This is a genomic window from Geodermatophilus sp. URMC 65, from assembly GCF_053502545.1.
Genome location: NZ_CP199954.1, coordinates 419,042 through 441,765, shown reverse-complemented (window position 1 = coordinate 441,765; position 22,724 = coordinate 419,042). Strand labels below are relative to the sequence as shown.

Annotated in this window: 23 protein-coding genes; 17 read left to right on the top strand and 6 right to left on the bottom strand. The window is 74.8% G+C overall.

Features of this window, described 5'->3' with window-relative positions; genetic code table 11:
• Position 1 precedes the first annotated feature (1 nt).
• The 4 genes from ACWIX7_RS02060 to ACWIX7_RS02045 are packed head-to-tail and all read left to right on the top strand — an operon-like array spanning position 2 to position 3,222.
• Positions 2-1,459, top strand: coding sequence for an esterase/lipase family protein (locus tag ACWIX7_RS02060; RefSeq protein ID WP_448619970.1), 1,458 nt, complete (start codon positions 2-4; stop codon positions 1,457-1,459).
• Positions 1,460-1,516: 57 nt separating this feature from the next.
• Entirely contained in the window at positions 1,517-1,822 is a 306-nt protein-coding gene (locus ACWIX7_RS02055; RefSeq protein ID WP_448619969.1) for a hypothetical protein, read from the top strand.
• Positions 1,819-2,226: a hypothetical protein gene (locus ACWIX7_RS02050; protein WP_448619968.1), complete on the top strand. Its 408-nt coding sequence runs from the start codon at positions 1,819-1,821 to the stop codon at positions 2,224-2,226. The genes ACWIX7_RS02055 and ACWIX7_RS02050 overlap by 4 nt, the downstream gene beginning before the upstream one ends.
• A 9-nt stretch (positions 2,227-2,235) precedes the next feature.
• Entirely contained in the window at positions 2,236-3,222 is a 987-nt protein-coding gene (locus tag ACWIX7_RS02045) for an SDR family oxidoreductase (protein WP_448619967.1), read from the top strand.
• Here ACWIX7_RS02045 and ACWIX7_RS02040 read toward each other — a convergent pair.
• Together ACWIX7_RS02040 and ACWIX7_RS02035 are read right to left on the bottom strand one after the other, a co-directional pair.
• Complete coding sequence (locus tag ACWIX7_RS02040) at positions 3,152-4,513, bottom strand: M24 family metallopeptidase (RefSeq protein WP_448619966.1); 1,362 nt, start codon at positions 4,511-4,513, stop codon at positions 3,152-3,154. The two genes, ACWIX7_RS02045 and ACWIX7_RS02040, sit on opposite strands and share 71 nt — an antisense overlap.
• A 307-nt stretch (positions 4,514-4,820) precedes the next feature.
• The gene (locus ACWIX7_RS02035; RefSeq protein WP_448619965.1) at positions 4,821-5,957 is read right to left on the bottom strand and encodes a diguanylate cyclase domain-containing protein; all 1,137 of its coding nucleotides are present in this window, start codon (positions 5,955-5,957) and stop codon (positions 4,821-4,823) included.
• 119 nt (positions 5,958-6,076) lie between these two features.
• On the opposite strand from ACWIX7_RS02035, the gene ACWIX7_RS02030 reads away from it, so the two are divergent.
• The 4 genes from ACWIX7_RS02030 (at position 6,077) to npdG (ending at position 7,974) form a co-directional block, all read left to right on the top strand.
• Complete coding sequence (locus ACWIX7_RS02030) at positions 6,077-6,550, top strand: cupin domain-containing protein (RefSeq protein WP_448619964.1); 474 nt, start codon at positions 6,077-6,079, stop codon at positions 6,548-6,550.
• A 132-nt stretch (positions 6,551-6,682) separates the two neighbouring features.
• A complete protein-coding gene (locus tag ACWIX7_RS02025) occupies positions 6,683-6,892 on the top strand; it encodes a hypothetical protein (RefSeq protein WP_448619963.1) in 210 nt (69 codons plus the stop codon).
• Positions 6,893-6,971: 79 nt separating this feature from the next.
• Positions 6,972-7,157, top strand: coding sequence for a hypothetical protein (locus tag ACWIX7_RS02020; protein ID WP_448619962.1), 186 nt, complete (start codon positions 6,972-6,974; stop codon positions 7,155-7,157).
• A 121-nt stretch (positions 7,158-7,278) separates the two neighbouring features.
• Entirely contained in the window at positions 7,279-7,974 is a 696-nt protein-coding gene (gene npdG / locus ACWIX7_RS02015) for an NADPH-dependent F420 reductase (RefSeq protein ID WP_448619961.1), read from the top strand.
• Positions 7,975-8,128: 154 nt separating this feature from the next.
• Here npdG and panB read toward each other — a convergent pair whose 3' ends face one another.
• The 3 genes from panB to ACWIX7_RS02000 are packed head-to-tail and all read right to left on the bottom strand — an operon-like array spanning position 8,129 to position 11,686.
• Positions 8,129-8,959, bottom strand: a complete 831-nt coding sequence (panB, locus tag ACWIX7_RS02010; RefSeq protein WP_448619960.1) for a 3-methyl-2-oxobutanoate hydroxymethyltransferase — start codon at positions 8,957-8,959, stop codon at positions 8,129-8,131.
• Complete coding sequence (locus tag ACWIX7_RS02005; protein ID WP_448619959.1) at positions 8,956-10,791, bottom strand: NAD+ synthase; 1,836 nt, start codon at positions 10,789-10,791, stop codon at positions 8,956-8,958. The genes panB and ACWIX7_RS02005 overlap by 4 nt, the downstream gene beginning before the upstream one ends.
• A 52-nt stretch (positions 10,792-10,843) precedes the next feature.
• A complete protein-coding gene (locus ACWIX7_RS02000; protein WP_448619958.1) occupies positions 10,844-11,686 on the bottom strand; it encodes a slipin family protein in 843 nt (280 codons plus the stop codon).
• 164 nt (positions 11,687-11,850) lie between these two features.
• Here ACWIX7_RS02000 and ACWIX7_RS01995 point away from each other — a divergent pair, with 164 nt between their 5' ends.
• The 9 genes from ACWIX7_RS01995 (at position 11,851) to ACWIX7_RS01955 (ending at position 21,169) form a co-directional block, all read left to right on the top strand.
• Positions 11,851-12,558 (top strand): helix-turn-helix transcriptional regulator, encoded by a 708-nt coding sequence (locus ACWIX7_RS01995; RefSeq protein ID WP_448619957.1) that lies wholly within the window; start codon positions 11,851-11,853, stop codon positions 12,556-12,558.
• Positions 12,559-12,615: 57 nt separating this feature from the next.
• Complete coding sequence (locus tag ACWIX7_RS01990; protein WP_448619956.1) at positions 12,616-13,047, top strand: hypothetical protein; 432 nt, start codon at positions 12,616-12,618, stop codon at positions 13,045-13,047.
• Positions 13,044-13,673, top strand: coding sequence for a GTP cyclohydrolase I FolE (folE, locus tag ACWIX7_RS01985; protein ID WP_448619955.1), 630 nt, complete (start codon positions 13,044-13,046; stop codon positions 13,671-13,673). The genes ACWIX7_RS01990 and folE overlap by 4 nt, the downstream gene beginning before the upstream one ends.
• A 24-nt stretch (positions 13,674-13,697) precedes the next feature.
• Positions 13,698-14,927, top strand: a complete 1,230-nt coding sequence (locus ACWIX7_RS01980) for an NAD(P)/FAD-dependent oxidoreductase (protein ID WP_448619954.1) — start codon at positions 13,698-13,700, stop codon at positions 14,925-14,927.
• A gap of 104 nt (positions 14,928-15,031) precedes the next feature.
• Positions 15,032-16,372: a type I glutamate--ammonia ligase gene (glnA, locus tag ACWIX7_RS01975; protein WP_448619953.1), complete on the top strand. Its 1,341-nt coding sequence runs from the start codon at positions 15,032-15,034 to the stop codon at positions 16,370-16,372.
• Between the two features lie 138 nt (positions 16,373-16,510).
• Positions 16,511-17,251: a type 1 glutamine amidotransferase gene (locus ACWIX7_RS01970; RefSeq protein WP_448619952.1), complete on the top strand. Its 741-nt coding sequence runs from the start codon at positions 16,511-16,513 to the stop codon at positions 17,249-17,251.
• Entirely contained in the window at positions 17,248-20,382 is a 3,135-nt protein-coding gene (locus ACWIX7_RS01965; protein ID WP_448619951.1) for a bifunctional [glutamine synthetase] adenylyltransferase/[glutamine synthetase]-adenylyl-L-tyrosine phosphorylase, read from the top strand. The genes ACWIX7_RS01970 and ACWIX7_RS01965 overlap by 4 nt, the downstream gene beginning before the upstream one ends.
• A 104-nt stretch (positions 20,383-20,486) precedes the next feature.
• Positions 20,487-20,786 carry a hypothetical protein gene (locus tag ACWIX7_RS01960; protein ID WP_448619950.1) on the top strand — a complete coding sequence of 100 codons (300 nt, stop codon included), beginning with the start codon at positions 20,487-20,489 and terminating at the stop codon, positions 20,784-20,786.
• Positions 20,787-20,848: 62 nt separating this feature from the next.
• Positions 20,849-21,169 (top strand): CDGSH iron-sulfur domain-containing protein, encoded by a 321-nt coding sequence (locus tag ACWIX7_RS01955; protein WP_448619949.1) that lies wholly within the window; start codon positions 20,849-20,851, stop codon positions 21,167-21,169.
• 4 nt (positions 21,170-21,173) lie between these two features.
• Here ACWIX7_RS01955 and ACWIX7_RS01950 read toward each other — a convergent pair whose 3' ends face one another.
• On the bottom strand, positions 21,174-22,724 hold the full coding sequence (locus ACWIX7_RS01950) for a methyl-accepting chemotaxis protein (RefSeq protein WP_448619948.1): 1,551 nt from the start codon (positions 22,722-22,724) through the stop codon (positions 21,174-21,176).

Here is a 22,724-nt window from a genome sequence, read left to right as displayed (position 1 = left end):
GATGTCCCGGTCGACGTTCGGCGACGTCGTCGTCCTCCTGCCCGGCATCACCGGGAGCGTCCTGGTGCAGGGGGAGGGCCGGCGCGCGAAGGAGATCTGGGCCCCGAAACCCGGGGCCGTACTCCGCGGACTGCTCAGCCTCGGTCGCTCGCTGCAGGCCCTCACGGTCGAGAACGACGACTGGCGGGTGGACGACCTGGGGGACGGCGTGCATGCCACCGCGCTCGTCGACGCCGCCCACATCGTCCCCGGGCTCTGGAAGATCGATGTCTACTCCGGGGTGGAGACCGCCCTGGTCCAGGGGCTGGGGCTCACCCGAGGGCAGAACTACTTCCCCTTCCCCTACGACTGGCGCCGGGACAACCGCGCCAGCGCACGTCGGCTGCAGCAGCAGGCCGACGCCTGGCTGCGCTCCTGGCGCGGCCGGTCCGGCAACGCCGACGCCCAACTCGTGCTCGTGGCCCACAGCATGGGCGGCCTCGTCTCCCGCTACTTCGTCGAGACCCTGGGTGGATGGGAGACGACGAGGGCGGTCGTCACGTTCGGCACCCCCTTCTACGGCTCACTCAACGCCGTGGACTTCCTCGTCAACGGCTTCCACAAGGGGATCGGTCCCTTCCGATCGGACCTGACGCCGATGCTGCGATCGATGTCATCGGTGCACCAGCTCGTGCCGTGGTACCGGTGCATCGACGCCGGAGGCGCGACAGCGGTGGTGCCGGGTGAGGCCGGGCTACCGCACTGGCGCCCGGAGTGGACCGAGCACCTCGACAGCTTCCAGCGGGAGATGGACGACGCGGCGCGCAGCAACCGCGGAGATCCCCGCTTCGAGGCCAACCCCGTCGCCTACCACCCCATCACGGGCTGTGATCAGCCGACCCGGCAGTCGGCCACGCTGCGGGACGGCAGCCTGGCCGTGCTCTTCGACCGGGAGGGCACGGACGAGGGCGGGGACGGGACGGTACCGCTCATCTCCGCGGCACTGTCGGGCACGGAGCCGATGCGGACCTTCGGACCGGAGCGGCACTCCCGCCTGCAGGGCAACGACGGACTCCTCGGTCACCTCGGAGGACTCCTCGGTTCCCTCCACGCCCCCGAGGTCGCCGACCTCCGCGCCATCGAGACCCGGTTCAGCCTGGTCCTGGATGACGTCGTCCTGCCTGGTGAACCCGTGAGGGTCGGCGTCAAGCCGATCAGCAGCCTGCCCTCGCACCTGCTCCGGCCCGAGGTCGAGGCAGAGGTCACCCTCCGCCGCGAGGGCGGCGGCACCGTCCTCCGGCGCCAGGTGACACTCACCCGGGACGCCGTCAACGACGTGGAGCTGGGCGAGGCGGCTCCTGGCACGTACGTGGTGCAGCTCACCGCGACCAACGCGGCTCCCGTCTCCGACGTGCTGGCCGTGGCGTCCCCCCAGGACGTCGAGGGTGAGCTCAGCACGGTGACCACCGCAGCCGGCTGACCGGGTTTCGGTACACCCTCCGCACCAGCTGTGGGGGCGACACGCCACTCCGTGCTGGTGAGTTGGAGGGCTGCAGCCCGGAGCCGGCAGTCGGTCGATCACCACCCGGTCAGGACCGGGCACCGGCCCTGCCCCTCCGCCTTCCCGGCCGCGGGCAACGGCGGCTACGACGTCGGCCACTACGACCTGACGCTGTCCTACGACCCCGCGACCGGGCGGCCGGACGGCACGGCGGTCGTCACCCTCACCGGGACGGCCGACCTCGACCTGTTCAGCCTGGACCTGCGCGGGCTCACCGCGACCTCGGTGACCGTCGACGGCACGCACGCGACCGTCGAGCAGCAGCCGCCGGGCGAGTGGTGATCCGACCCCGGCCCGAGCTGGAGGCGGGCACCACGCACCGGGTGACCGTGGTCTACGGCGGGGTCCCGGGCCAGCCGGTGGACTCGGCGGGCGCGCTCTACGGGTTCGTGAGCATCCCGGACGGTGCCCTCGTCGCCGACGAGCCCGAGGGTGCGTCGACCTGGTACCCGGTCGACGACGTCCCCACCGACGAGGCGACCTACGACTTCCGCATCACGGTGCCCGAGGGCAGGACGGCGGTCGCCCTGGCCGAGGAGGTCAGCGGCCAGGACCTCGACGCCTTTCTTCACCGCCTGGATCGACACGCCGGACAAGCCGGTGACCTGGTGAGCCGATGCCGCGGGTCCGCCCGGCCACCGGGTGGATGCGCCGCGCGGCGTTCCGGATCCCGGGCCGGCGGGTAGCCCGGCGCCATGGCCGACTCCCGACGTCCCGTCAGCGACCAGGTGGTCGTCGTCCTCGGTGCCTCCAGCGGCATCGGCCGGGCGACGGCGCTGGAGTTCGTGCGACAGGGCTGCACCCGGATCGTCGTCGCCTCCCGCGGGGAGGAGGCCCTCGGCACGCTGGTCGAGGAGCTCACGCGGGAGGGCGCGGAGGCGGTCGCCGTCCCCACCGACATCACCGACCAGGCCGCCGTGCGGGCGCTGGTCGACGCCGCCGAGGCCCGCTTCGGCCGGATCGACACCTTCGTCACCGTGCCCGGCGTCGGCATCTGGGGGTCGGTGAAGCAGATCGACCTCGACGAGTTCCGCCGGGTCACCGAGGTGAACTACCTCGGCCACGTGGCCGCCGCGCAGGCCGCCGTCCCGGCGCTGGAGCGGGCCGGCGGCGGCGTGCTGATCGGCATCGGCTCGGTGGAGGGCTACCGCTCCATCCCGCTGCACGCCCCGTACTCGGCGAGCAAGTTCGCGCTGCGCGCCTTCTACGACGCGCTGCGGATGGAGCTGGCCGAGGAGGGGTCACCGGTCGAGGTGAGCCAGATCCTGCCCGCCGGCATCGCGACGCCGTTCTTCGAGCACGCCCGCACCAAGCTCGGCTCGATGCCCAAGCCGCCCCCGCCCGTGTACGCGCCCGAGCTGGTCGCCGAGGCCGTCGTACGGGCCTCGGTGCACCCGCGGCGGGAGGTCCCGGTGGGCGACGCCGCGCTGGGCTTCATCGCCGGGCAGCGGTTCAGCCCCGCGCTCACCGACGCGCTGCTGTCGGTCACCGGCCGGCAGCTGCAGACCACCGACCGGCCCGACGACGGCACCGACATCCTCGACACCCCGACCCCGGGCCCCGGCCGGGTGCGCGGCGCCTTCGCCGACCAGGTGCTCACCTCGAGCCCGGTCACCCGGGTCGCCGGCGCCGTGGCGCGGCCGGGCGAGCTCCTCCTGCGGGCCATCCGGCGCCGGGGATGAGCAGCAGCTCGGTCTGCCGGTCGCCGAGGTAGGTCACGCCGTCGGCGGTCAGGGCCACGCCCTCCTCCAGGGCCATGCGCACCGGCTGGCCGCCCCACTCGGGCACCGGCACCCGCACGCACAGCTCGAGGGCGTAGACGGTGTCGGGGTGCAGCACCCGGTCACCGGCGCCGGGGACGCCGTCCTGGTCGTCCCAGCGGCCGATCGCCGGGCCCGCCCCGTGGCCGTGCACGCCGATCGGGTGCGAGTAGATGACGCCGTCGATGCCCTCGGCCGCGGCGGCGCACCGGGCCGCGGCCAGCACCTCGTTGCCGGTGCGGCCGGGCACCAGCTGCGCGGTCGTGAGGTCCTGCAGCCGGTTGCCCACGGCCAGCGCCCGCCGCAGCCCGGCCGGCGCCTCGGTCTCCCCTCGACGCAGCAGGTAGCCGTTGCGCTGGCTGTCGGTCCTCAGGCCCAGGCTCGACAGGCCGACGTCGCAGTGCACCAGGTCGCCGGGCTCCACCGGCACGTCGTAGGGGACGGCGGGCAGCAGCGCCTCCCCGCGCAGCGGCGCCACCCCCGCGCGCTGCACGTCGACCACCGGGTGGAACCACGGTTCGACGCCCAGGTCGGTCAGCCGCTGGCGGATCCACCACGCGAGGTCGGTGGCGGTGCAGACGCCCGCGGTGAGGACGGCGGGGGAGAAGGCCTCCTCGATCACCTCGCGCGCCCGGTGGTTGAGCCGGTCGAGCACGGCGATCTCCTCGGGCAGCCGCGTCTCCAGCCAGCCGACCGCCAGCTCCTCGGCCGGCACCAGCCGGTCGGCCCACGGCCCCAGCGCCTCGGTGAGCAGCCGGTGCTCGGTGTGGGCCAGCCCGTCGGCGAGCGCGAAGTCGGCCGAGACGTCGATGCCGATCCGCCTCGGCGCGGCCTGCTCGACGATGCGGCGCACCTCGGCCCACTGGGTGTCCTCGGCCGGGAGGCGCTCGCCGTCCTCGGGCGACCAGGCCGGCAGGAACTGGCCCACCGGGTAGCGCGAGACCGCGGCCGCGGTGACGCCGTCGTCGCTGCGGTGCAGCGCGAGGATCGTGCGCCGGCGGGCCGAGAGCCAGGTGGCCGGCAGCAGCGTGGCCAGCACCGGGTCCTCGTTGTACTCGCGGCCCACCACCAGCCACAGGTCGATGCCGGCGCGGTCCATCAGTCCGGGCAGGAGGTCCAGCAGCCGCTGGGTCAGCCACCGGTCGCGGACGTCGGCCTGCTCGCGGAGCGGCAGGGGTACCGTCCGGGTCGGGTCCGGCGCGACGAGCGTCATGGGAAGAGTGGAGCAGAGAACCGGCGTCCCCACCGGTCGAGCGGTGCGTCCCCGTTCCGGGTTCCCCTGCGAGCCTGGTGACGCACCCGGGTGGCCCCGCTGCAGGGTCCCACCGCGAGCCTGCGAGTGGTGAGGGGCAGCGAGGTCCTCCTACCTCCAGGGTCCCGCCGGCCCCGTCCAGGGCCCCGCTGGCCCCCCGCAGGGTCCCGCCGCGAGCCTGCGAGCGGTGGGGAGCAGGGGGTCCTTCTGCGACGGGTGGGGACGGCGGGGTCCTTCCACGGAGCGTGGGGAGCCGGGTGGTCCCCCCTCAACCGGCCGCGCGGCCGGCGGGCGGGATGCTGTCGGCGAACCGCCCGGAGCGCTGCCGCGGCACCACTGCGGCCACCCGGTCGCGGCCGGCCTGCTTGGCCTCGTACATGGCCCCGTCGGCGCGGTCCACCAGCCGCCACATGGCGTCGGCGGCGTCCTCGCCGTCCACCGGCCGGGCCAGCGCGATGCCGATCGAGGCGGTCACCGAGTGGCCGTCGTCCGTGCGGCTGGTCCGCACCGCCGCGCGCAGCCGCTCGGCCAGCCGGTGGGCCTCGGCCGGGTCGCTGACCAGGCCGAGCACGATCATCTCCTCGCCGCCGGTGCGCGCCAGCACGTCGGTGGGCCGCACCGTGGCCGCCAGCGACGACGCCACCGTGCGCAGCACCGCGTCACCGGCGGCGTGCCCGTGGGCGTCGTTGAGCTGCTTGAAGTGGTCGAGGTCGAGGACCATCGCGGCCACCCGCGACCCCTCGCGGCGGGCCTGCCGCCACACCCGCGGGGCCTGCTCGACGAGGAAGCGGCGGTTGGCCAACCCGGTGAGCGGGTCCTGGTGGGAGAGCGCCTGGGTGGTCTCCAGCAGCCGCTGCACCCGGCGGCGCAGCACGTAGACGCCGAACGCGGCGGTGTTCAGGACGCCGGCACTGATCACCACCTGCACGGCGATCGACAGGGCGCCGTCGTAGGTGTGGCCCAGGGCGACCGTGCAGGCCGCCACCGTCGCCAGCATGGTGGCGCCCAGCATCCAGGGGCCGAGGAACCAGGCCGCGATGAAGGAGGGGAACAGCAGCATCAACGGGGTGGCCTGCGCCGGCACGGAGACGCTGAGGACGACGATCACGTAGACCACCTCGGTCAGCACCACCAGCCCGAGGGTCTGCCACCGGCCGGCCCGCTGGCGGACCGCCAGAGCGGCGGCGGCCACCAGGCACGCGGCCATCGCGACCGTGTAGGTGATGCGCGTCGCGCCCTGGTGCAGCGTCCCGTCGACGAAGAGGTTCACCGTGCCGATGAGGCCGGCGACGGAGGTGAGCGCGGCGAGGGTGAGCGCCGCGATCCGGTGTTCCGGCCCCCGGCTGATGGATGTGTCGTACCTCTCCAAGAGTGTGTCGGTGTCCTTGCGTCGCGGCCCGCTCACGGACGTAGCATGCCGTACTCGGCAGTTCCGCCGGAACTCCTGTTGCACTTCCGTCACCAGGCGCCCCAGTTGATCGGGACGGGTCGACGTCGCCGCACGTCGGTGCCAGGGTGACGGCCGTGTCCCACCCCGAACCCGGCACGGTGGTCGTCCGCACCCTCGCCGAGCACCCGATGGTGGAGGCGGGGGGTCCCAGCGCGCTGCGGATGGTCGCGCCCGGCTCCCACACCGCAGGCCGTTTCGGGCTGGTCGAGTACCGCCTCGCGCCGCACAGCCCCGGGGCCGCGCCGCACTACCACCAGACGTTCTCCGAGTCGTTCTACGTGCTCTCCGGCCGGCTGACGGTCTACGCCGACGGTGCCTGGCGGCCGTACTCGGCCGGTGACTTCGCGCTGGTGCACGAGCGCGGCGTGCACGGCTTCCGCAACGACGGGGACGAGCCGGCCGACTTCCTCATCCTCTTCGCGCCGGGCATCGCGCGGGAGCACTTCTTCGCCGAGATGGCCGAGCTGCGCCGCAGCGGCCGGACCCTCTCGCCGGAGGAGATGACCGCCTTCTACGCCAGGCACGACCAGGTGATGGTCGACGTCTGACCCGGCGCCACCGGACGCTCCGGGATCCGACACGCCGCGAGCGCACACCTTCCCACGGCCTCCCTCGTTGAGCCGGACGGGACCGATCGCGGTCCCGGCAGCCCGACCGGGGCGGACGGAACGAGGAGTGGCGTGCCCGACGAACGCATCACCTGGATCGACTGCCCGACCTGCGGCGACCGCGCGGCGGTCGGCTGGCAGATCGACCGGGGGCCGGTCGGCGGCCTCCGGAGGGCACCGACGACGTTCGACTGCACCAGCGGCTGCACGATGACCGACCTGCAGGTCGTCCACTGGTTCGGCGGGCGTGGTACCGGCCGAACCGGTGCCCGGCTCGGGTAGGGGCCGGCACTGTCCCGTCCTGCCCGGCTGCGCCTACGGTCGAGCGTGACGTCGGAAGGCCACGCACCGGGAGGACGACATGGCGCAGGGGCCGTGGTTCTACTGCCTCAAGCACCACACCGTGGAGGACCGGGACGGCTGCGCCGAGCGGCACCGCCTGGGCCCGTACGCCACCCGCGAGGAGGCCGAGCACGCGCTGCAGTCGGTGGCCGAGCGCGAGGAGCGGCTGACCGCCGAGGACCGCGCCTGGCGGGAAGGCGACTGAGAGAGACCCTCCTGCCCCCGCTACTCGCGGGCTCGCGGCGGGACCCTGCAGGAGGGCCGCGCGTCGCCCGGGCATGATCCCTCCGGGACGCCGGGCGGTCCGGCGGCGCAGGAGGTGGGACGTGTCGGACGGACGCTCGGTGGAGGACCTGGTCGTCGGCGTGCTGGGCGGCACCGGTCCGCAGGGTCGCGGGCTGGCCGTCCGGCTGGCGGCGGCCGGGCAGCGCGTGCTGCTCGGCTCGCGGGACGTCGAGCGGGCCGGTGAGGTCGCCGCGCAGGTCGCCGAGCGGGCCACCGCCGCGGCCGGCGGCTGCGAGGTCTCGGTGACCGGCGGCTCCAACGTCGACGTCGCCGGTGCGGCCGACCTCGTCATCGTCGCCGTCCCGTACGCCGGGCACGCCGACACCCTCGCCGAGCTCGCCACCCCGCTGGCCGGGAAGGTCGTCGTCGACTGCGTCGTCCCCATGGCCTTCGACGAGCTCGGTGCCCACGTGCTCGACGTCCCCGAGGGCTCGGTGGCCCAGCAGGCGGCCGCGCTGCTGCCCGACTCGCACGTGGTGGGCGCGTTCCACCACCTGTCGGCGCGGCTGCTCGAGGACCTCTCCCGGCCCACCCTGGACGGCGACGTGATGGTGGTCGGCGACGTCCGCGAGGCCACCGACACCGTGCAGGCGCTGGCCGGCCGGCTGCCGGGCATGCGCGGCATCTACGCCGGTCGGCTGCGCAACGCCCGCCAGGTCGAGGCGCTCACCATCAACCTGGTGTCGGTCAACCGCCGGTACAAGGCGCACGCCGGCATCCGCGTCACCGACGTCTGAGGGGCCCGTCCTCTCCGCCCGCTCCCCACGAGCCCCGTCACCGGCGCGAGCGAGCAGTTGCGGTCGCCCACGCCGGCGTGTCCGCCCGTGTCGGCGACCGCAACTGCTCACTCGGCGCATCGGTGGGCCGAGCGCGCGGACGTGAGGCCGGCGGCTACTCGAAGGAGTGCTCGGGACCGGGGAAGGCGCCGCCGCGCACCTCGTCGGCGTACTCGCGTGCCGCGCGCAGCAGCTCACCGCGCAGGTCGGCGTACTTCTTGACGAAGCGCGGAACCCGCCCGCTGGTCAGCCCGGCCATGTCCGGCCAGACGAGGACCTGGGCGTCGCAGTCGACCCCGGCGCCGATGCCGATGGTCGGGATCGACAGCTCCTTGGTCACCTGCGCCGCGACGTCGGCCGGCACCATCTCCAGGACGACGGCGAACGCCCCGGCCTCCTGCGCGGCGTGCGCGTCGGCCAGCAGCTGCTCGGCCCCCGCCCCGCGACCCTGCACCCGGAACCCGCCGAGGGCGTGCTCGCTCTGCGGCGTGAACCCGACGTGCGCCATGACCGGGATGCCGTTCTCGGTGAGCATCCGGGTCTGCGGGGCCACCCGTGTCCCACCCTCGAGCTTCACCGCCTGCGCGCCGCCCTCCTTCATCATCCGGACGGCGGTGGCGAACGCCTGCTGCGGCGAGGTCTCGTAGCTGCCGAAGGGCAGGTCGGCCACGATCAGCGACCGCTTCGTCGAGCGGGTGACCGCCTTGGTCATCACCAGGATGTCCTCGACGGTGACCGGCACGGTCGAGGTGTGCCCGAGGACGACGTTGCCGGCGGAGTCGCCGACCAGGAGCACCGGGATGCCGGCCTCCTCGAAGACCGCCGCACTGAACGTGTCGTACGCGGTGAGCATCGCCCACTTCTCGCCGCGCTCCTTGGCCTGCTGCAGGTGGTGCACCCGCACGCGGGCGGTGGACTTCCCCCCGTAGAGCACCGATTCGTTCATGAGTGTGATGCCGCTCCTTCGCGGACGGTGGGCAGCGTCTCCCGCCACCGGTTGGTGATGGGCAGCCGCCTGTCGCGTCCGAACGCCTTCAGGCTGATCTTCGTTCCGGGCGCGGACTGCCGGCGCTTGAACTCCGCGGCGTCCACCAGCCGCAGGACCCGCGCCACCACCTCGGGGTCATGGCCGCGCTCGAGCAGCTCGGCCATGCCGAGGTCGCGGTCGACGTAGTCGGCGACCACCGCGTCGAGCTCCTCGTAGGAGGGCAGCGAGTCGGTGTCGACCTGGCCCGGTGCGAGCTCGGCCGACGGCGGCTTGTCGATCGAGCTCTGCGGGATCGGCTCGGTCTCGCCGCGGCCCCGTGCGTACTCGTCGCGCCACCGGGCGAGGGCCCAGACCAGCGTCTTCGGCACGTCCTTGATCGGTGCGAACCCACCGGCCGAGTCGCCGTAGAGGGTCGAGTAGCCGACGGCGACCTCGCTCTTGTTGCCGGTGGTCAGCAGCAGGTGCCCGTGCTGGTTGGACAGCCCCATCAGCAGCGTGCCGCGCACCCGGGCCTGCAGGTTCTCCCCGGCGACGCCGTCGAGGTGCACCGACGCGTGGTAGGCGTCGACCATCGGCGCGATCGGGACGACGGAGTAGTGCAGCCCGGTGCGCCGCGCGAGGTCCTCGGCGTCGGCCAGGGAGTGCTCGCTGGAGTACTTCGAGGGCAGGCCGACGCCGTACACCCGGTCGGCGCCGAGCGCGTCGACGGCGAGGGCGGCACACACCGCGGAGTCGATGCCGCCGGAGAGGCCGAGCACCACCGAGGGGAAGCCGTTCTTGTCGATGAAGTCCCGCAGGCCCAGCACCAGCGCCCGCCAGACCTCCTCGTGGTCCGACAGCGGCTCGGCGACCGACGCGGGCCGCGGCTCGAACGCCGGTACCGGCTCCTCGGAGAGCACGTGCCGGGTGACGGTCATCGGCCCGATCCGGCCCTCGCGCCGCTCGGGGACGGCGGACGGGTCGATGCGCAGGTCGACGCACATCAGGTGCTCGACGAACTGGGGCGCGCGGCCGAGCAGCTCGCCGTCGGCGGACACGGTCATCGAGTCGCCGTCGAAGACCAGCTCGTCCTGGCCGCCGACCTGGTTGCAGTAGACGACGGTGGCCCGTGCCTCGGCCGCCCGGCGGCGGACCAGCGGCAACCGCAGGTCGTCCTTGGCCCGCTCGTAGGGGGAGGCGTTGGGGGAGAGCACCAGGTCGACCCCGGCCTGCCCGGCGACGCCGCACGGCCCGCCCTCGACCCAGAGGTCCTCGCACACGGTCAGCGCGACGTCCACGCCGTGCAGCCGCACGACCGGCAGCTCGGTGCCGGGCACGAAGTAGCGGGCCTCGTCGAAGACGCCGTAGTTGGGCAGGTGCCGCTTGTGGTAGCGGACGACGACCTCGCCGCCGTACAGCAGCGCCGCCGCGTTCCGGGGTGCGCCGTGGCGCGGGTTGGCGTCGGCCGGACGGTCGTCCTCGCCCGGCATCGACTCCGCCGGCGCCGGGCCGCTGCCCTCGGTGTGCGCGAGGTAGCCGACGACGACGGCGGTGTCGCCCAGGCCTCTCTCGGCGAGGTCGCCGGCGAGGTCGACCAGCGCGGTCTCGCTGGCGCGCGCGAAGGACTCGCGGAGCACGAGGTCCTCGGCCGGGTACCCGGTCAGGGTCATCTCGGGGAAGACGACGACGTGGGCGCCGGCCTGCGCCGCGTCCGCCGTCCAGCGGGTCACCAGCTCGGCGTTGCCGTCGATGTCGCCGACCCGGGTGTCGACCTGGGCCAGGGCCACGCGGAGCTGCACGGGTTCGCTCACGCGTCCATCCTGGTCCGCGCCCCCGACACGCGGCCACGCGGGGGACGGGGGGTCAGCCGGAAGGCACCGGTGGGGTCGTCGGCCGCGGGACGGGCAGCCCGTTCGCCGTCGGGGCGGGATCGGGGCCGGCCGGCGCCGGGGCAGTGGCGTGCTCCACGAAGCGCAGCAGCTCGACCGGGAACGGCAGGACGACCGTCGCGTTCTTCTCCGCGGCCACCTCGACCATCGTCTGCAGCAGGCGCAGCTGCAGCGCGGTCGGCTGGGTGCTCATCACCTGCGCGGCCTGGGCGAGCTTCTCCGAGGCCTGCAACTCGCCCTCGGCGGTGATCACGCGCGAGCGGCGTTCCCGCTCGGCCTCGGCCTGCCGGGCGATCGACCGCTTCATCGACTCGGGCAGGGCGACGTCCTTGATGTCGACGCGGTCGATGTGGATGCCCCAGTCGACGGCGGGGCTGTCCATCATCAACTCCAGCCCCTGGTTGAGCCGCTCCCGGTTGGACAGCAGGTCGTCGAGGTCGCTCTTGCCGATGATCGACCGCAGCGACGCCTGGGCCACCTGAGCGATGGCGGCCTGGTAGTTCTGCACGTCCACGACGACGCGGACCGGGTCGTAGACCCGCCAGTACACGACGGCGTCGACCTTCACGGTGACGTTGTCGCGGGTGATCCCCTCCTGTGCCGGCACCGGCATGGTGACGATCTGCATGTTGACCTTGTGCATCCGGTCGATCCCTGGGGCGATCAGCGTCAGGCCGGGCGGCCGCGCGTCGCCGAGCAGCCGGCCGAACCGGAGGACCACCCCGCGCTGGTACTGGGTGACGACCCGCACGCTCGCGCCCAGGAGCACCGACAGCCCGAGCACGACGACGATGACCAGTGCGAGAACGACGTCCATCTCGCCCTCCGCCAACGGCGTCGCGGCCGGGCGCGGGGTCGTGCCCGTGGCCGCGCCGCCCTCGTGATGGCGCTCCCAGCGTAGATCGCGGGTCCCCGACACGGGGGACGGTCGAGCGTGCCCGGACGTCTTTCGACAACGTCCATTGGTCATAGGATCCGGCCGTGGACGCCGACCGGGACGCACAGGTGGCCGCGGTCGCCGCGCTGGCCGAGCCGACCCGCCGCCGGCTGTACGACCACGTCGTCCGCCAGCCGCAGCCGGTGGGCCGGGACGAGGTGGCCGGGGCGCTCGGGGTGCCCCGCGCGACGGCGGCCTTCCACCTCGACCGGCTGGTGGCCGACGGGCTGCTCGACGTGCACTACGAGCGCCGGACCGGACGGAGCGGTCCGGGCGCCGGCCGCCCCGCGAAGCTCTACCGCCGGTCGGGGGGCTCGGTGGCCGTCTCGCTGCCGGAGCGCCACTACTCCCTGGCCGGTGAGCTCCTCGCCGAGGCCGTGGTCGAGGCCGAGGGCTCGGGGGAGCGGCCGGCGGCCGTGCTCGCTCGGCGTGCCCACGCGCGGGGGCGCGAGATGGGGTCCGCCGTCGACGGGGCAGCCGGGGCGAAGGCCCTGCTGCGCGTGCTGGAGGCCTCCGGGTACGAGCCGCGGGTCGAGGACGGTGGCATCGCCCTCGTGAACTGTCCGTTCCACGCCCTGGCGCGTGAACACACCGAGCTGATCTGCGGCATGAACCTGCGGCTCCTCGAGGGCGTGCTCGACGGCGCCGCCGTCGGGGGGCTGACCGCCCACCTGCGGCCCGCCCCCGGCGCCTGCTGCGTGCGCGTGGACGGCGCCGGTGCGCCCGCGGACGGTGGCGCGCCGGACGGTTGACAGGGATGTGAACCAGGTCTCTACTGACAACCATCACTGGTTTTAGAAGAGACCCTCATGACCACCCCCCGCACCCGGCCGCACACCGTCCTCGCCGCCGACCCGGGGCGGCAGGCGTTCCTCCTGCTCCGCACCGTCTTCACCGTCGCGCCGATCGCCTTCGGTCTGGACAAGTTCGCCAACCTGCTCACCGACTGGCCCGGCTACCTCGCGCCCTGGATCGACGATCTCGTCCCCGGCACCGCCCAGCAGGCGATGTACGCCGTCGGCATCGTCGAGATCGTGGCCGGCGTCGTGGTCGCCGTCGCGCCACGGTTCGGCGGCTGGCTGGTGGCCGCCTGGCTCGGCGGGATCATCGTCGACCTGCTGACCGTCCCCGGCTTCTACGACGTGGCGCTGCGCGACGCTGGCCTCCTCGTCGCCGCCGTCGCCCTGGCCCGGCTCGCGGTGCGCCACGCGCCGGGCCGCACCGCCGGGAACCGGCCGTGACCGCGACCGGGCCCGCGACGGAGGCCACGCACGAGAGCCGGCCCCGCGCACTCCCCGTCGTGCGGGAGACCGGGACGGTGGACCCCCTCGCCGCCGAGGCGGCGGTGACCGCCCTGCTCCGGGCGCTGGGCAGGGACCCGGCGTCGCCGCACCTGGCCCAGACGCCGCGACGGGTGGCCCGCTCCTACGCCGAGCTGCTGACCGGCCGGCAGTTCGACCTCACCACCTTCCCCAACGACGAGGGCTACGACGAGCTGGTCATCGCCCGGGACATCCCGCTGCAGTCCCTGTGCGAGCACCACCTGCTGCCCTTCTCGGGGGTCGCGCACATCGGGTACCTGCCGGGCGCGCGGATCCTCGGCCTGTCCAAGCTCGCCCGGGTGCTCGAGCTCTTCGCCCGCGACCTGCAGGTGCAGGAGCGGCTGACCCAGCAGGTGGCCGACTGGCTGCAGGAGCACCTGGCCCCGCGGGGGGTCGGGGTGGTCGTCGAGGCCGAGCACCCGTGCATGTCGCTGCGCGGCGTCCGGGCCACGGGGGCGCGCACCGTGACCTCCGCGCTGCACGGGGTGCTGCGCTCCGACGCGCGCTCCCGTGCCGAGTTCTTCGCGCTCACCGGAACCACCTGACCCGCCCCCCGGGAGGAGGACCCCGTGCCCACACAGGCCCCGTTCGTGGTCGTCGGTGCCGGACTCGCCGGTGCCAAGGCCGCCGAGACGCTGCGGGAGGAGGGGTTCGACGGGCCGGTCGTGCTCGTCGGCGCCGAACCCGAACGGCCCTACGAGCGGCCGCCGCTGTCCAAGCAGTACCTGCTCGGCCGCGCCGACCGCGACAGCGTCTTCGTCCACGACGCGGGGTGGTACGCCGAGCACGACGTCGAGCTGCGCACCGGCGTCCGGGCCACCCGGCTGGACCCGGCCGCGCACCGGCTGGCCCTGGACACGGGCGAGGAGCTCGCCTACGCGCGGCTGCTGCTGGCCACCGGGGCCTCGCCCCGGCGGTTCCCGGTGCCCGGGGCCGACCTCGACGGCGTCCGGTACCTGCGCACCCTCGCCGATGCCGACCGGCTGGGGACCGACCTGGCCGGCGGTGGACGCCGGGTCGTGGTCGTCGGCGCCGGCTGGATCGGCCTCGAGGTGGCCGCCGCCGCGCGGTCCCACGGGAACGCCGTCACGGTCGTCGAACCGCAGCCCACGCCGCTGCACGCGGTGCTGGGTGCGCAGATGGGACGCGTGTTCGCGCGACTGCACCGGGACCACGGCGTCGAGCTGCTCACCGACACCGTCGTCCGGGAGATCCGTGGGTCCGGCGGGCGGGTGACCACGGTGGTCACCGACGGCCACGCGGGGCTGCCCGCCGACCTGGTGGTCGTGGGGGTGGGCGTGGTCCCGCACACCGCACTGGCGGCGTCGGCAGGGCTGGAGGTCGACAACGGCGTCGTGACCGACCACGCGCTGCGCGCCTCGGCGGTGGACGTCTACGCCGCCGGGGACGTCGCCTCGGCGTTCTCCCCCCACCACGGTCGCCACGTCCGCCTGGAGCACTGGGCCAACGCACTGCACCAGGGCCCGGCGGCGGCGCGGTCGATGCTCGGGCGGGACGTCGTGTTCGACCGGGTGCCCTACTTCTTCACCGACCAGTACGAGCTGGGCATGGAGTACTCGGGGCTCGCCGGCCCCAGCGACACGGTCGTCTGCCGCGGCGACCCCGACGACGGTGCGTTCATCGCCTTCTGGACCGCCGACGGCCGGATGACCGCCGCCATGAACGTCGACGTCTGGGACGTCACCGCCCCCATCCAGCAGCTGATCCGGTCGCGGCGGCAGGTGCAGTCGGCCAGGCTGGCCGACCCCGACACACCGCTGGAGCTGCTGGCGGGGTAGGTCTCCGGCGGGGCGGGCGCGCCGGGGTGCCGTCACTCCCGCGCAGGAGGCAGGCTGGGGACGACGTCACACCCTGGAAACGACTGGACGCGATCATGGCGAGCATGGACCGACAGCAGGAGTTCGTCCTGCGCACCCTCGAGGAACGCGACATCCGCTTCGTGCGGCTGTGGTTCACCGACGTCTCGGGTTACCTCAAGGCCGTGGCCGTGGCGCCGGCCGAGATCGAGGCGGCCTTCGCGGAGGGCATCGGCTTCGACGGCTCGGCGATCGAGGGCTTCGCGCGCGTGTACGAGTCCGACATGCTCGCCAAGCCCGACCCCGGCACCTTCCAGGTGATGCCGGCGGCCAAGGGGCAGCCCAGCGACACCGCGCGGATGTTCTGCGACCTCACGCTGCCCGACGGCTCGCCGTCCTGGGCCGACCCCCGGCACGTGCTGCGCCGGGCGCTGTCGAAGGCCGCGGACATGGGCTTCACCTTCTACACCCACCCCGAGGTCGAGTTCTTCCTGCTGAGGGACCTCCCGACCGACGGCAGCGCGCCGCAGCCGGCCGACACGGGCGGCTACTTCGACCTGTCCACGCACAACGTCGCGCACGACTTCCGCCGGGAGGCGGTCTTCGCGCTGGAGGCGATGGGCATCTCGGTGGAGTTCAGCCACCACGAGGTCGCGCCCGGCCAGCAGGAGATCGACCTGCGCTACGCCGACGCGCTGTCGATGGCCGACAACATCATGACGCTGCGGCACGTCGTCCGGGAGGTCGCGCTGGCCCAGGGCGTGCACGCCACCTTCATGCCCAAGCCGTTCACCGAGCTGGCCGGCTCGGCGATGCACACCCACCTGTCGCTGTTCGAGGGCGACCGCAACGCCTTCCACGACCCGGCCGACCCGATGCGGCTGTCCACCACCGGCAAGCAGTTCATCGCCGGGCTGCTCACCCATGCCAAGGAGTACACCGCCGTCACCAACCAGACGGTGAACTCCTACCGGCGGCTGCTGGCCGGCACCGAGGCGCCGACCGCGGCCACCTGGGGCCGGGCCAACCGCTCGGCGCTGGTGCGGCTGCCCTCGTACAAGCCGAACAAGGGCCAGTCGGCGCGGGTGGAGGTCCGCTCGCCGGACTCCGCGTGCAACCCGTACCTGACCTTCGCGGTCCTGCTGGCCGCCGGGCTGCGCGGCATCGAGAAGGGCTACGAGCTGCCGCCCGAGGCCGAGGACGACGTCTGGTCGCTCACCGACACCGAGCGCCGCGCCGCCGGCTACGAGGACCTCCCGGTGTCCCTGGGGGAGGCCCTCACCGCGATGCAGGGCAGCGAGCTGGTCGCCGAGACCCTCGGCGAGCACGTGTTCGAGTTCTTCCTGCGCAACAAGTGGGCCGAGTTCAACGCCTACCGGCAGAACGTGACCCCGTGGGAGCTCAAGCGCTACCTGCCCGGCCTCTGAAGAAGGACCCCGTCCTCCCCACCCCTCGCTCCGCCCGGGGCGGGCCCGGGACGGGGCCGCGGTGAGCCCGCAGGAGGGCCGCTCCTGCAGGGGCCTCGTTCGGGGCCCTGCCGGGGGCCGCTGACTACCCTCGGCGGCGTGGCCCACCTGCTCGTCGTCGTCCCCTCCGAGACCGATCCGCCGGCCCGGCTCGGCGCCTGGCTGGCGCAGGCCGGACTGGAGCTCGACGAGCGCCGGCTCGGCGCCGGCGACGACCTCCCGGAGACCCTCGACGGGTTCGACGGGCTGCTCGTCCTCGGCGGCCCGCAGTCGGCGATGGACGACGAGCAGACCAGCCCCGAGCTGGTCGGCGTCCGCCGCCTGCTGGCCGAGGCGCTGGCCGGCGACGTCCCGACCCTGGCCGTGTGCCTGGGCGCGCAGCTGCTCGCCGAGGTCGGCGGCGGCCGCGTGCGGGAGGGGGTCGACGGCCCCGAGGTCGGCGCCACCCTCGTCGCCAAGCGGGACGCCGCCGACGCCGACCCCCTGTTCCGGCCCCTACCGCTCAGCCCCGACGTGATCCAGTTCCACCACGACGAGATCGCCGAGCTGCCGCGCGGGGCCACCCTGCTGGCCAGCAGCCCGGTGTACGCGCACCAGGCCTTCCGGGTGGGCCGGCGCGTCTACGGCCTGCAGTTCCACATCGAGACGACCCCCGAGATGGTCGCGGAGTGGGCCGAGCGGGACACCGTCGGCGTGGCCGCCAGCGGGCTGGACCGCGAGACCGTCTGCGCCCGCGCCGCGGCGGTGCACCCGGACCTCGAGGAGGCGTGGGCGCCGTTCGCCGGCCGCTTCGCCGACCTCGTCCGCAGCCGCGCCACGGCCGGGGCGGGGACGGCGTGACCGCCAGCAGCGCACCGGAGATCCCGCGCCGGGCCGTCGTCCGGCTGGTGCGCTTCGGCTTCCTCGACGGCGAGCGCGCTGCCCGCCTGCTGTCCGAGCCGGAGATGGGGCTGTGGGACCTCGGGCGCAACGAGCCCGCGGACCCCGAGGCCGGCCCGGTCGTCTCCGCGCTGGCCCGCACCGGCGACCCCGACCTCGCCGTCCGCTCGCTGCGCCGGCTGATCGAGTCGCTGGACCGGGCCGACCCCACGGGCGGCTCGGCCGCCGCGCTGCTGGCCCGGTTGCGCGGCTCGGCGCTGCTGCGCTCCCGGTTGCTGAGCGTGCTGGGTGCCAGCTCCGGCCTGGCCGACCACCTGGCCGCCCACCCCGGTGACTGGACCGTCCTCGACGGGGACGGCGACGGCATGTCCCGGGGCCCGACCCGGCCCACGCCCCAGGCGCTGGAGCGGCAGATGCTCGTCGCGGTCGGCGCCGACCCCGACGACCCGCCGTGGGGCGTGCGGCTGGGGAAGGCCGCGCCGGACGCGAGCCCCCAGCGGGTCGCCGACCTGCGGCTGGCCTACCGGCGGGCGGTGCTCTCCGTCGCCGGCCGCGACCTCGGCGAGGGCCTGGCCGCCGAGGACGTCGCGGCCGAGCTCGCCGACATCGCCGCCGCGGTGCTGACCGCCGGGCTGGCCGTCGCCGTCGCCGAGCAGCCCGCCGACGCCGCCGCCTGCCGGCTGGCGGTCGTCGCGCTGGGCAAGACCGGTGGCCGGGAGCTCAACTACGTCAGCGACGTCGACGTGGTCTTCGTGGCCGAGCCGGTCGGCCCCTCGGGGCAGGCGGGCGAGGAGGTCGACGCCGGGCCGGCGGTGAGGAGCGCGACCCGCGTCGCCGCGGCCCTCATGCGGGTCTGCCGCGAGGCGGCCTGGGAGGTCGACGCCGCGCTGAGGCCCGAGGGCAAGGCCGGTGCGCTGGTGCGCACGCTGGCCAACCACGCGGCCTACTACCGCAGCTGGGCCAGCACGTGGGAGTTCCAGGCGCTGCTGAAGATGCGCCCGGTCGCAGGCGACCCCGACCTCGGCCGGGCCTACGTCGAGGAGCTGTTCCCGATGGTCTGGCAGGCGGGGGAGCGCCCCGGCTTCGTCGCCGAGGTGCAGGCGATGCGCCGTCGGGTGCTGGAGAACATCCCGCCGGCGCAGATCGAGCGCGAGCTCAAGCTGGGCCGCGGCGGGCTGCGCGACGTCGAGTTCGCCGTCCAGCTGCTGCAGCTGGTGCACGGGCGGGCCGACGTGCGGCTGCGGGTCGGCGGCACGCTGCCGGCACTGCACGCACTGCGGGCCGGCGGCTACGTCGGCCGCGACGACGCCGACACCCTCATCGCCTCCTACCGGTTCCTGCGCACCGTCGAGCACCGGCTGCAGCTGCTGCGGCTGCGCCGCACGCACCTGCTGCCCACCGACGAGCAGCAGCTGCGCTGGCTGGCCCGGTCGCTGGGGTACAAGCCCGACCACCGCGGGGACGCCGTCGCCGTCCTCGACGCCGAGCTGTCGCTGCACACCCGCGAGGTGCGCCGGCTGCACGAGAAGCTCTTCTACCGGCCGCTGCTCTCGGCCGTGGCCAAGGTGCCGCCGGAGGCCGCGCAGCTGGGGTCGAAGGCGGCCGGCGACTGGCTGCGCGCGCTGGGCTTCGCCGACCCCGACGGCGCGCTGCGCCACATGGCCGCCCTCACCGGCGGGGTGTCGCGGTCGGCGTCGATGCAGAAGTACCTGCTGCCCGTGGTGCTGCAGACCCTCGCCGACTGCGCCGACCCCGACGCCGGGCTGCTGGCCTACCGCAAGGTCAGCGAGGCGCTCGGCGGCAACCAGTGGTACCTGCGGCTGCTGCGCGACGAGGGACAGGTCGCCGAGCGGCTGGCCGCGCTGCTGGGCTCGAGCCAGTACGTCGCCTCGCTGCTCACCCGCACCCCCGAGGCGCTGCGGATCCTCGCCGACGACGACGAGCTGCGCCCGCGCACCGCCGCCGCGCTCGCCGCGGCCTGGCGGCAGGCGGCCGGGCGGGCCGCGGACCCGACCGACGGCATCCGGGTGGTTCGTGGACTGCGCCGTTCCGAGCTGCTGCGGGTCGCCGCCGCGGACCTGCTGGGCATGCTCGACGTCGAGCAGGTCGGCCGGGCGCTGACCGACATCGCCGTCGCCACGCTGCAGGTCGGCCTGGACGTCGCGGTGCGGGCGCACGCCGCCGAGACCGGCACCGCACCCGGCGACCTCCCGACCGACATCGCCGTCATCGGCATGGGCCGGCTCGGCGGCGGGGAGATGGGCTACGGCTCGGACGCCGACGTGCTGTTCGTCCACCGGCCGCGGGCGGGCGCGGAGGAGGGCAGGGCCACGGCCGCGGCCAACGCCGTCGCGCACACGCTGCGCCGGCTGCTGGGTGAGCCGGCGCCCGACCCGGCCTTCGAGGTCGACGCCGACCTGCGCCCCGAGGGCCGGCAGGGCGCGCTGGTGCGCAGCCTGGACTCCTACCGCGAGTACTACGACCGCTGGATGTCGGTGTGGGAGGTGCAGGCGCTGCTGAGGGCCGAGCCCCTGGCCGGCGACGAGGCCCTCGGTGCAGCGTTCGTCGAGCTCGTCGACCCGATCCGCTACCCGGTCGACGGGATCTCGGCCGAGCAGGTCGCCGAGATCCGCCGGATCAAGGCCCGGGTCGAGCGGGAGCGGCTGCCGCGCGGCGCGGACCCGACCACGCACACCAAGCTGGGCCGCGGCGGGCTCGCCGACGTGGAGTGGACCGTCCAGCTGCTGCAGCTGCAGCACGCCGGCGACCACCCCGGGCTCCGGGTGACCTCGACGGTGGGGGCGCTGACCGCGCTGCGCGAGGACGGCCTGCTCGGCAGCGAGCACGCCGAGGCGCTGCAGCGCGCGTGGGAGCTGGCCACCCGGGCCCGCAACGCGGTCTTCCTCGTGCGCGGCCGGCCCAGCGACCAGCTGCCCCGGCCGGGGGTGGAGCTGGCCGGCGTCGCCCGGGCGAGCGGGTACGGCCCCGACGCCGACCCGGGCCAGTTCCTCGACGACTACCGGCGGGCCACCCGGCATGCCCGCAGCGTCGTCGAGCAGGTCTTCTACGGGCAACCCGCCTCCGGGTCCTGAGGCGGGCTGCGGCGCGAGCGTCCCTGCGGTGGTCGAGGGTCTGGATGCACGGCCCGGAGAGGGGGACGATCGGGGCAGGACCCACCGTCCGGGAGGAGAGCGCGATGTCGGACCCCGTCCACCGCTCGCCGGAGCGCTCGTCGAGCGCGGACACCATGTCGGTCGCCGAGAAGCTGGCTGCTGAGTGGGAGGCCCGCCACGACGTGGCCGCCCGTGGCCGGCGGGTCGACCCCGCCGCGGCGCTCCAGCGCTACCTGAGCCACAGCAAGTGCGAGGAGGAGCTGCACCACCGCGACCACCCGCACGCGCGGCGCACGGCCCGGGAGCGGAGCGCGGCCGAGCAGTTCGCGGCGGAGCACCCGCTCCTGGCGTCCTGGGTGCGCTGGGGCGAGGACCGGCGCTGACCGGGCAGCCGCTGCCGGGGGACGCGCGTGTGCGCGGGGTCCGGCCGGGGCAGGGGAGGGGCGTGTCGCAGCCCCGCCCCGTCAGCCCCGACGAGCCCGCCCCGACGTCGGAGCGCGGCGCCACCATCACGCCCTACCGGGACGGTCCGCTGATCGTCCGCGGGGACTTCCGCCTGCTCGACCAGGACGGCAACGAGATCGACCCGGGCCGCGAGACGATCGCGCTGTGCCGGTGCGGGAAGTCCGGCATCAAGCCGTTCTGCGACGGCTCGCACAAGCGCGCCGGGTTCTCCGCCCCGAGCGCGCCCAGCCGCCCGCGGCCGGCTGCCCGCATCCTGCGCGAGGCCCGGGAGGACGACGCCCCGCGCGCCGACACGGCCTAGCGGCTCAGCGTCCCTCGAACGTCCGGGCCATCCGCTCCTGCGCCTCGAGCGCCGCGCCGATCCGGGCCTGGACGGCGTCGAGTTGACCGATCACCTCGCTGGTCGCGTGGATGCCCGCCGATACAGACCCGGTGCTGGTCTGGATGCCGGTGATCTGTGAGGAGACCCGCTGCGTGGCCGCGGCCGTCTCCCGCGCGAGGTCCTTGACCTCCCCGGCGACGACGGCGAAGCCACGGCCCAGCTCACCGGCACGGGCGGCCTCGATCGTGGCGTTGAGCGCCAGCAGGTTGGTCTGGTCGGCGATCGAGGAGATGATCCGGATGACATCGCTGACGGAGGCCGACGCCTGGCTCAGCGCCTCCACCTCGGTGGTCATCGCCGAGGCCCGGGCGACGGCGTCCTCCGCGACCCGGCCGGCGTCCGCGGCGGCCTCCCGGAGCTGGGCGACGGTGTCGAGCAGGGCCCGCGCGTTCTCGGCGTCCAACTCGGTGCGCCGCAGCACCTCGATGCGCTGGGAGACCAGCTGCTGGACGTTGCGCAGAGCCGAGGCGCGGGACTCGGACAGGTCCACGGTCTCGGTGACGAAGAAGTCCATCGTCCCCACGACGCGCCCGTCGACCTCGATGGGGAAGCACACGCCGGAGCGGACGCCGGCCCGCTGGGCGGCCGGTGCGCGGACGCAGTCGGGGACGTCGGCGAGGTCACGGACGAAGACCAGGTCACGGGCCCGCCAGGCGCGCCCGGAGAGCCCGACGCCCTCGGCGAAGCTCGCGGCGAGGGTGACCCGCCGGAACTCCTCGCCGGCCGAGCCGGACTCGACGCCGAAGCGCAGCACGCGCTCCTCCTCGTCGAGCTCCCAGTAGGAGCCGTAGGCCCACCCGAACGCGGCGCGGACCGTGTCCAGGGCCGTCCGCACCGCCGCGCGCGGGTCCTTCGCCTGCCCGAGGCTCTTGGCCACCTCGGCCACGGCCACGCGGTCGTCGACGGCCTCGCGCAGGGCGACCGTGGCCACGGCCCCCTGCCGGGCGTGGGCGGCGACCCGGCTCAGCGACGTCCACTTCTGGCCGCGGGCGCCCAGGAACGGCAGCGGGAAGTCGGCGTAGAACTCCTGCAGCGCGACGAGCCGGTCGCCGGAGAGCACCGGCAGCCACGCCCCCTCCGGGGTGCCGAGGGCGGCGGCGGCCTCCCGGCGCCGGGCGGCGTCCGGCCCGCCGTCGCTGCTGGCGACGGCCACCCGGGTGGCGGTCGCCCGCCTCACCAGGACCGACGTCGCAGGCAGTGTCTCCGCGTTCCGCGGGTCTCGGGGCAGCTTCCCGGCCAGCCGGCCGAACTCGCCGTCGAGGCGGAACCCGCCGGAGGGCTCGGCCAGCCAGACCCCGGCGTAGGGCAGCTCCAGCGCCTCGCCGAGGGCCCGCACGACGCGCCGATGGGCGTCGGCCTCGCCGGTCACGCCGGCGTCGAGCGCCTCGAGCACGTGCTCGAGGGCCTCGCTGTCCCGGGGTGGCGGCCCCGTCGGCGCGGCGGCCTGCGGCGTGCGGGTGCTGCGGATCCTCAT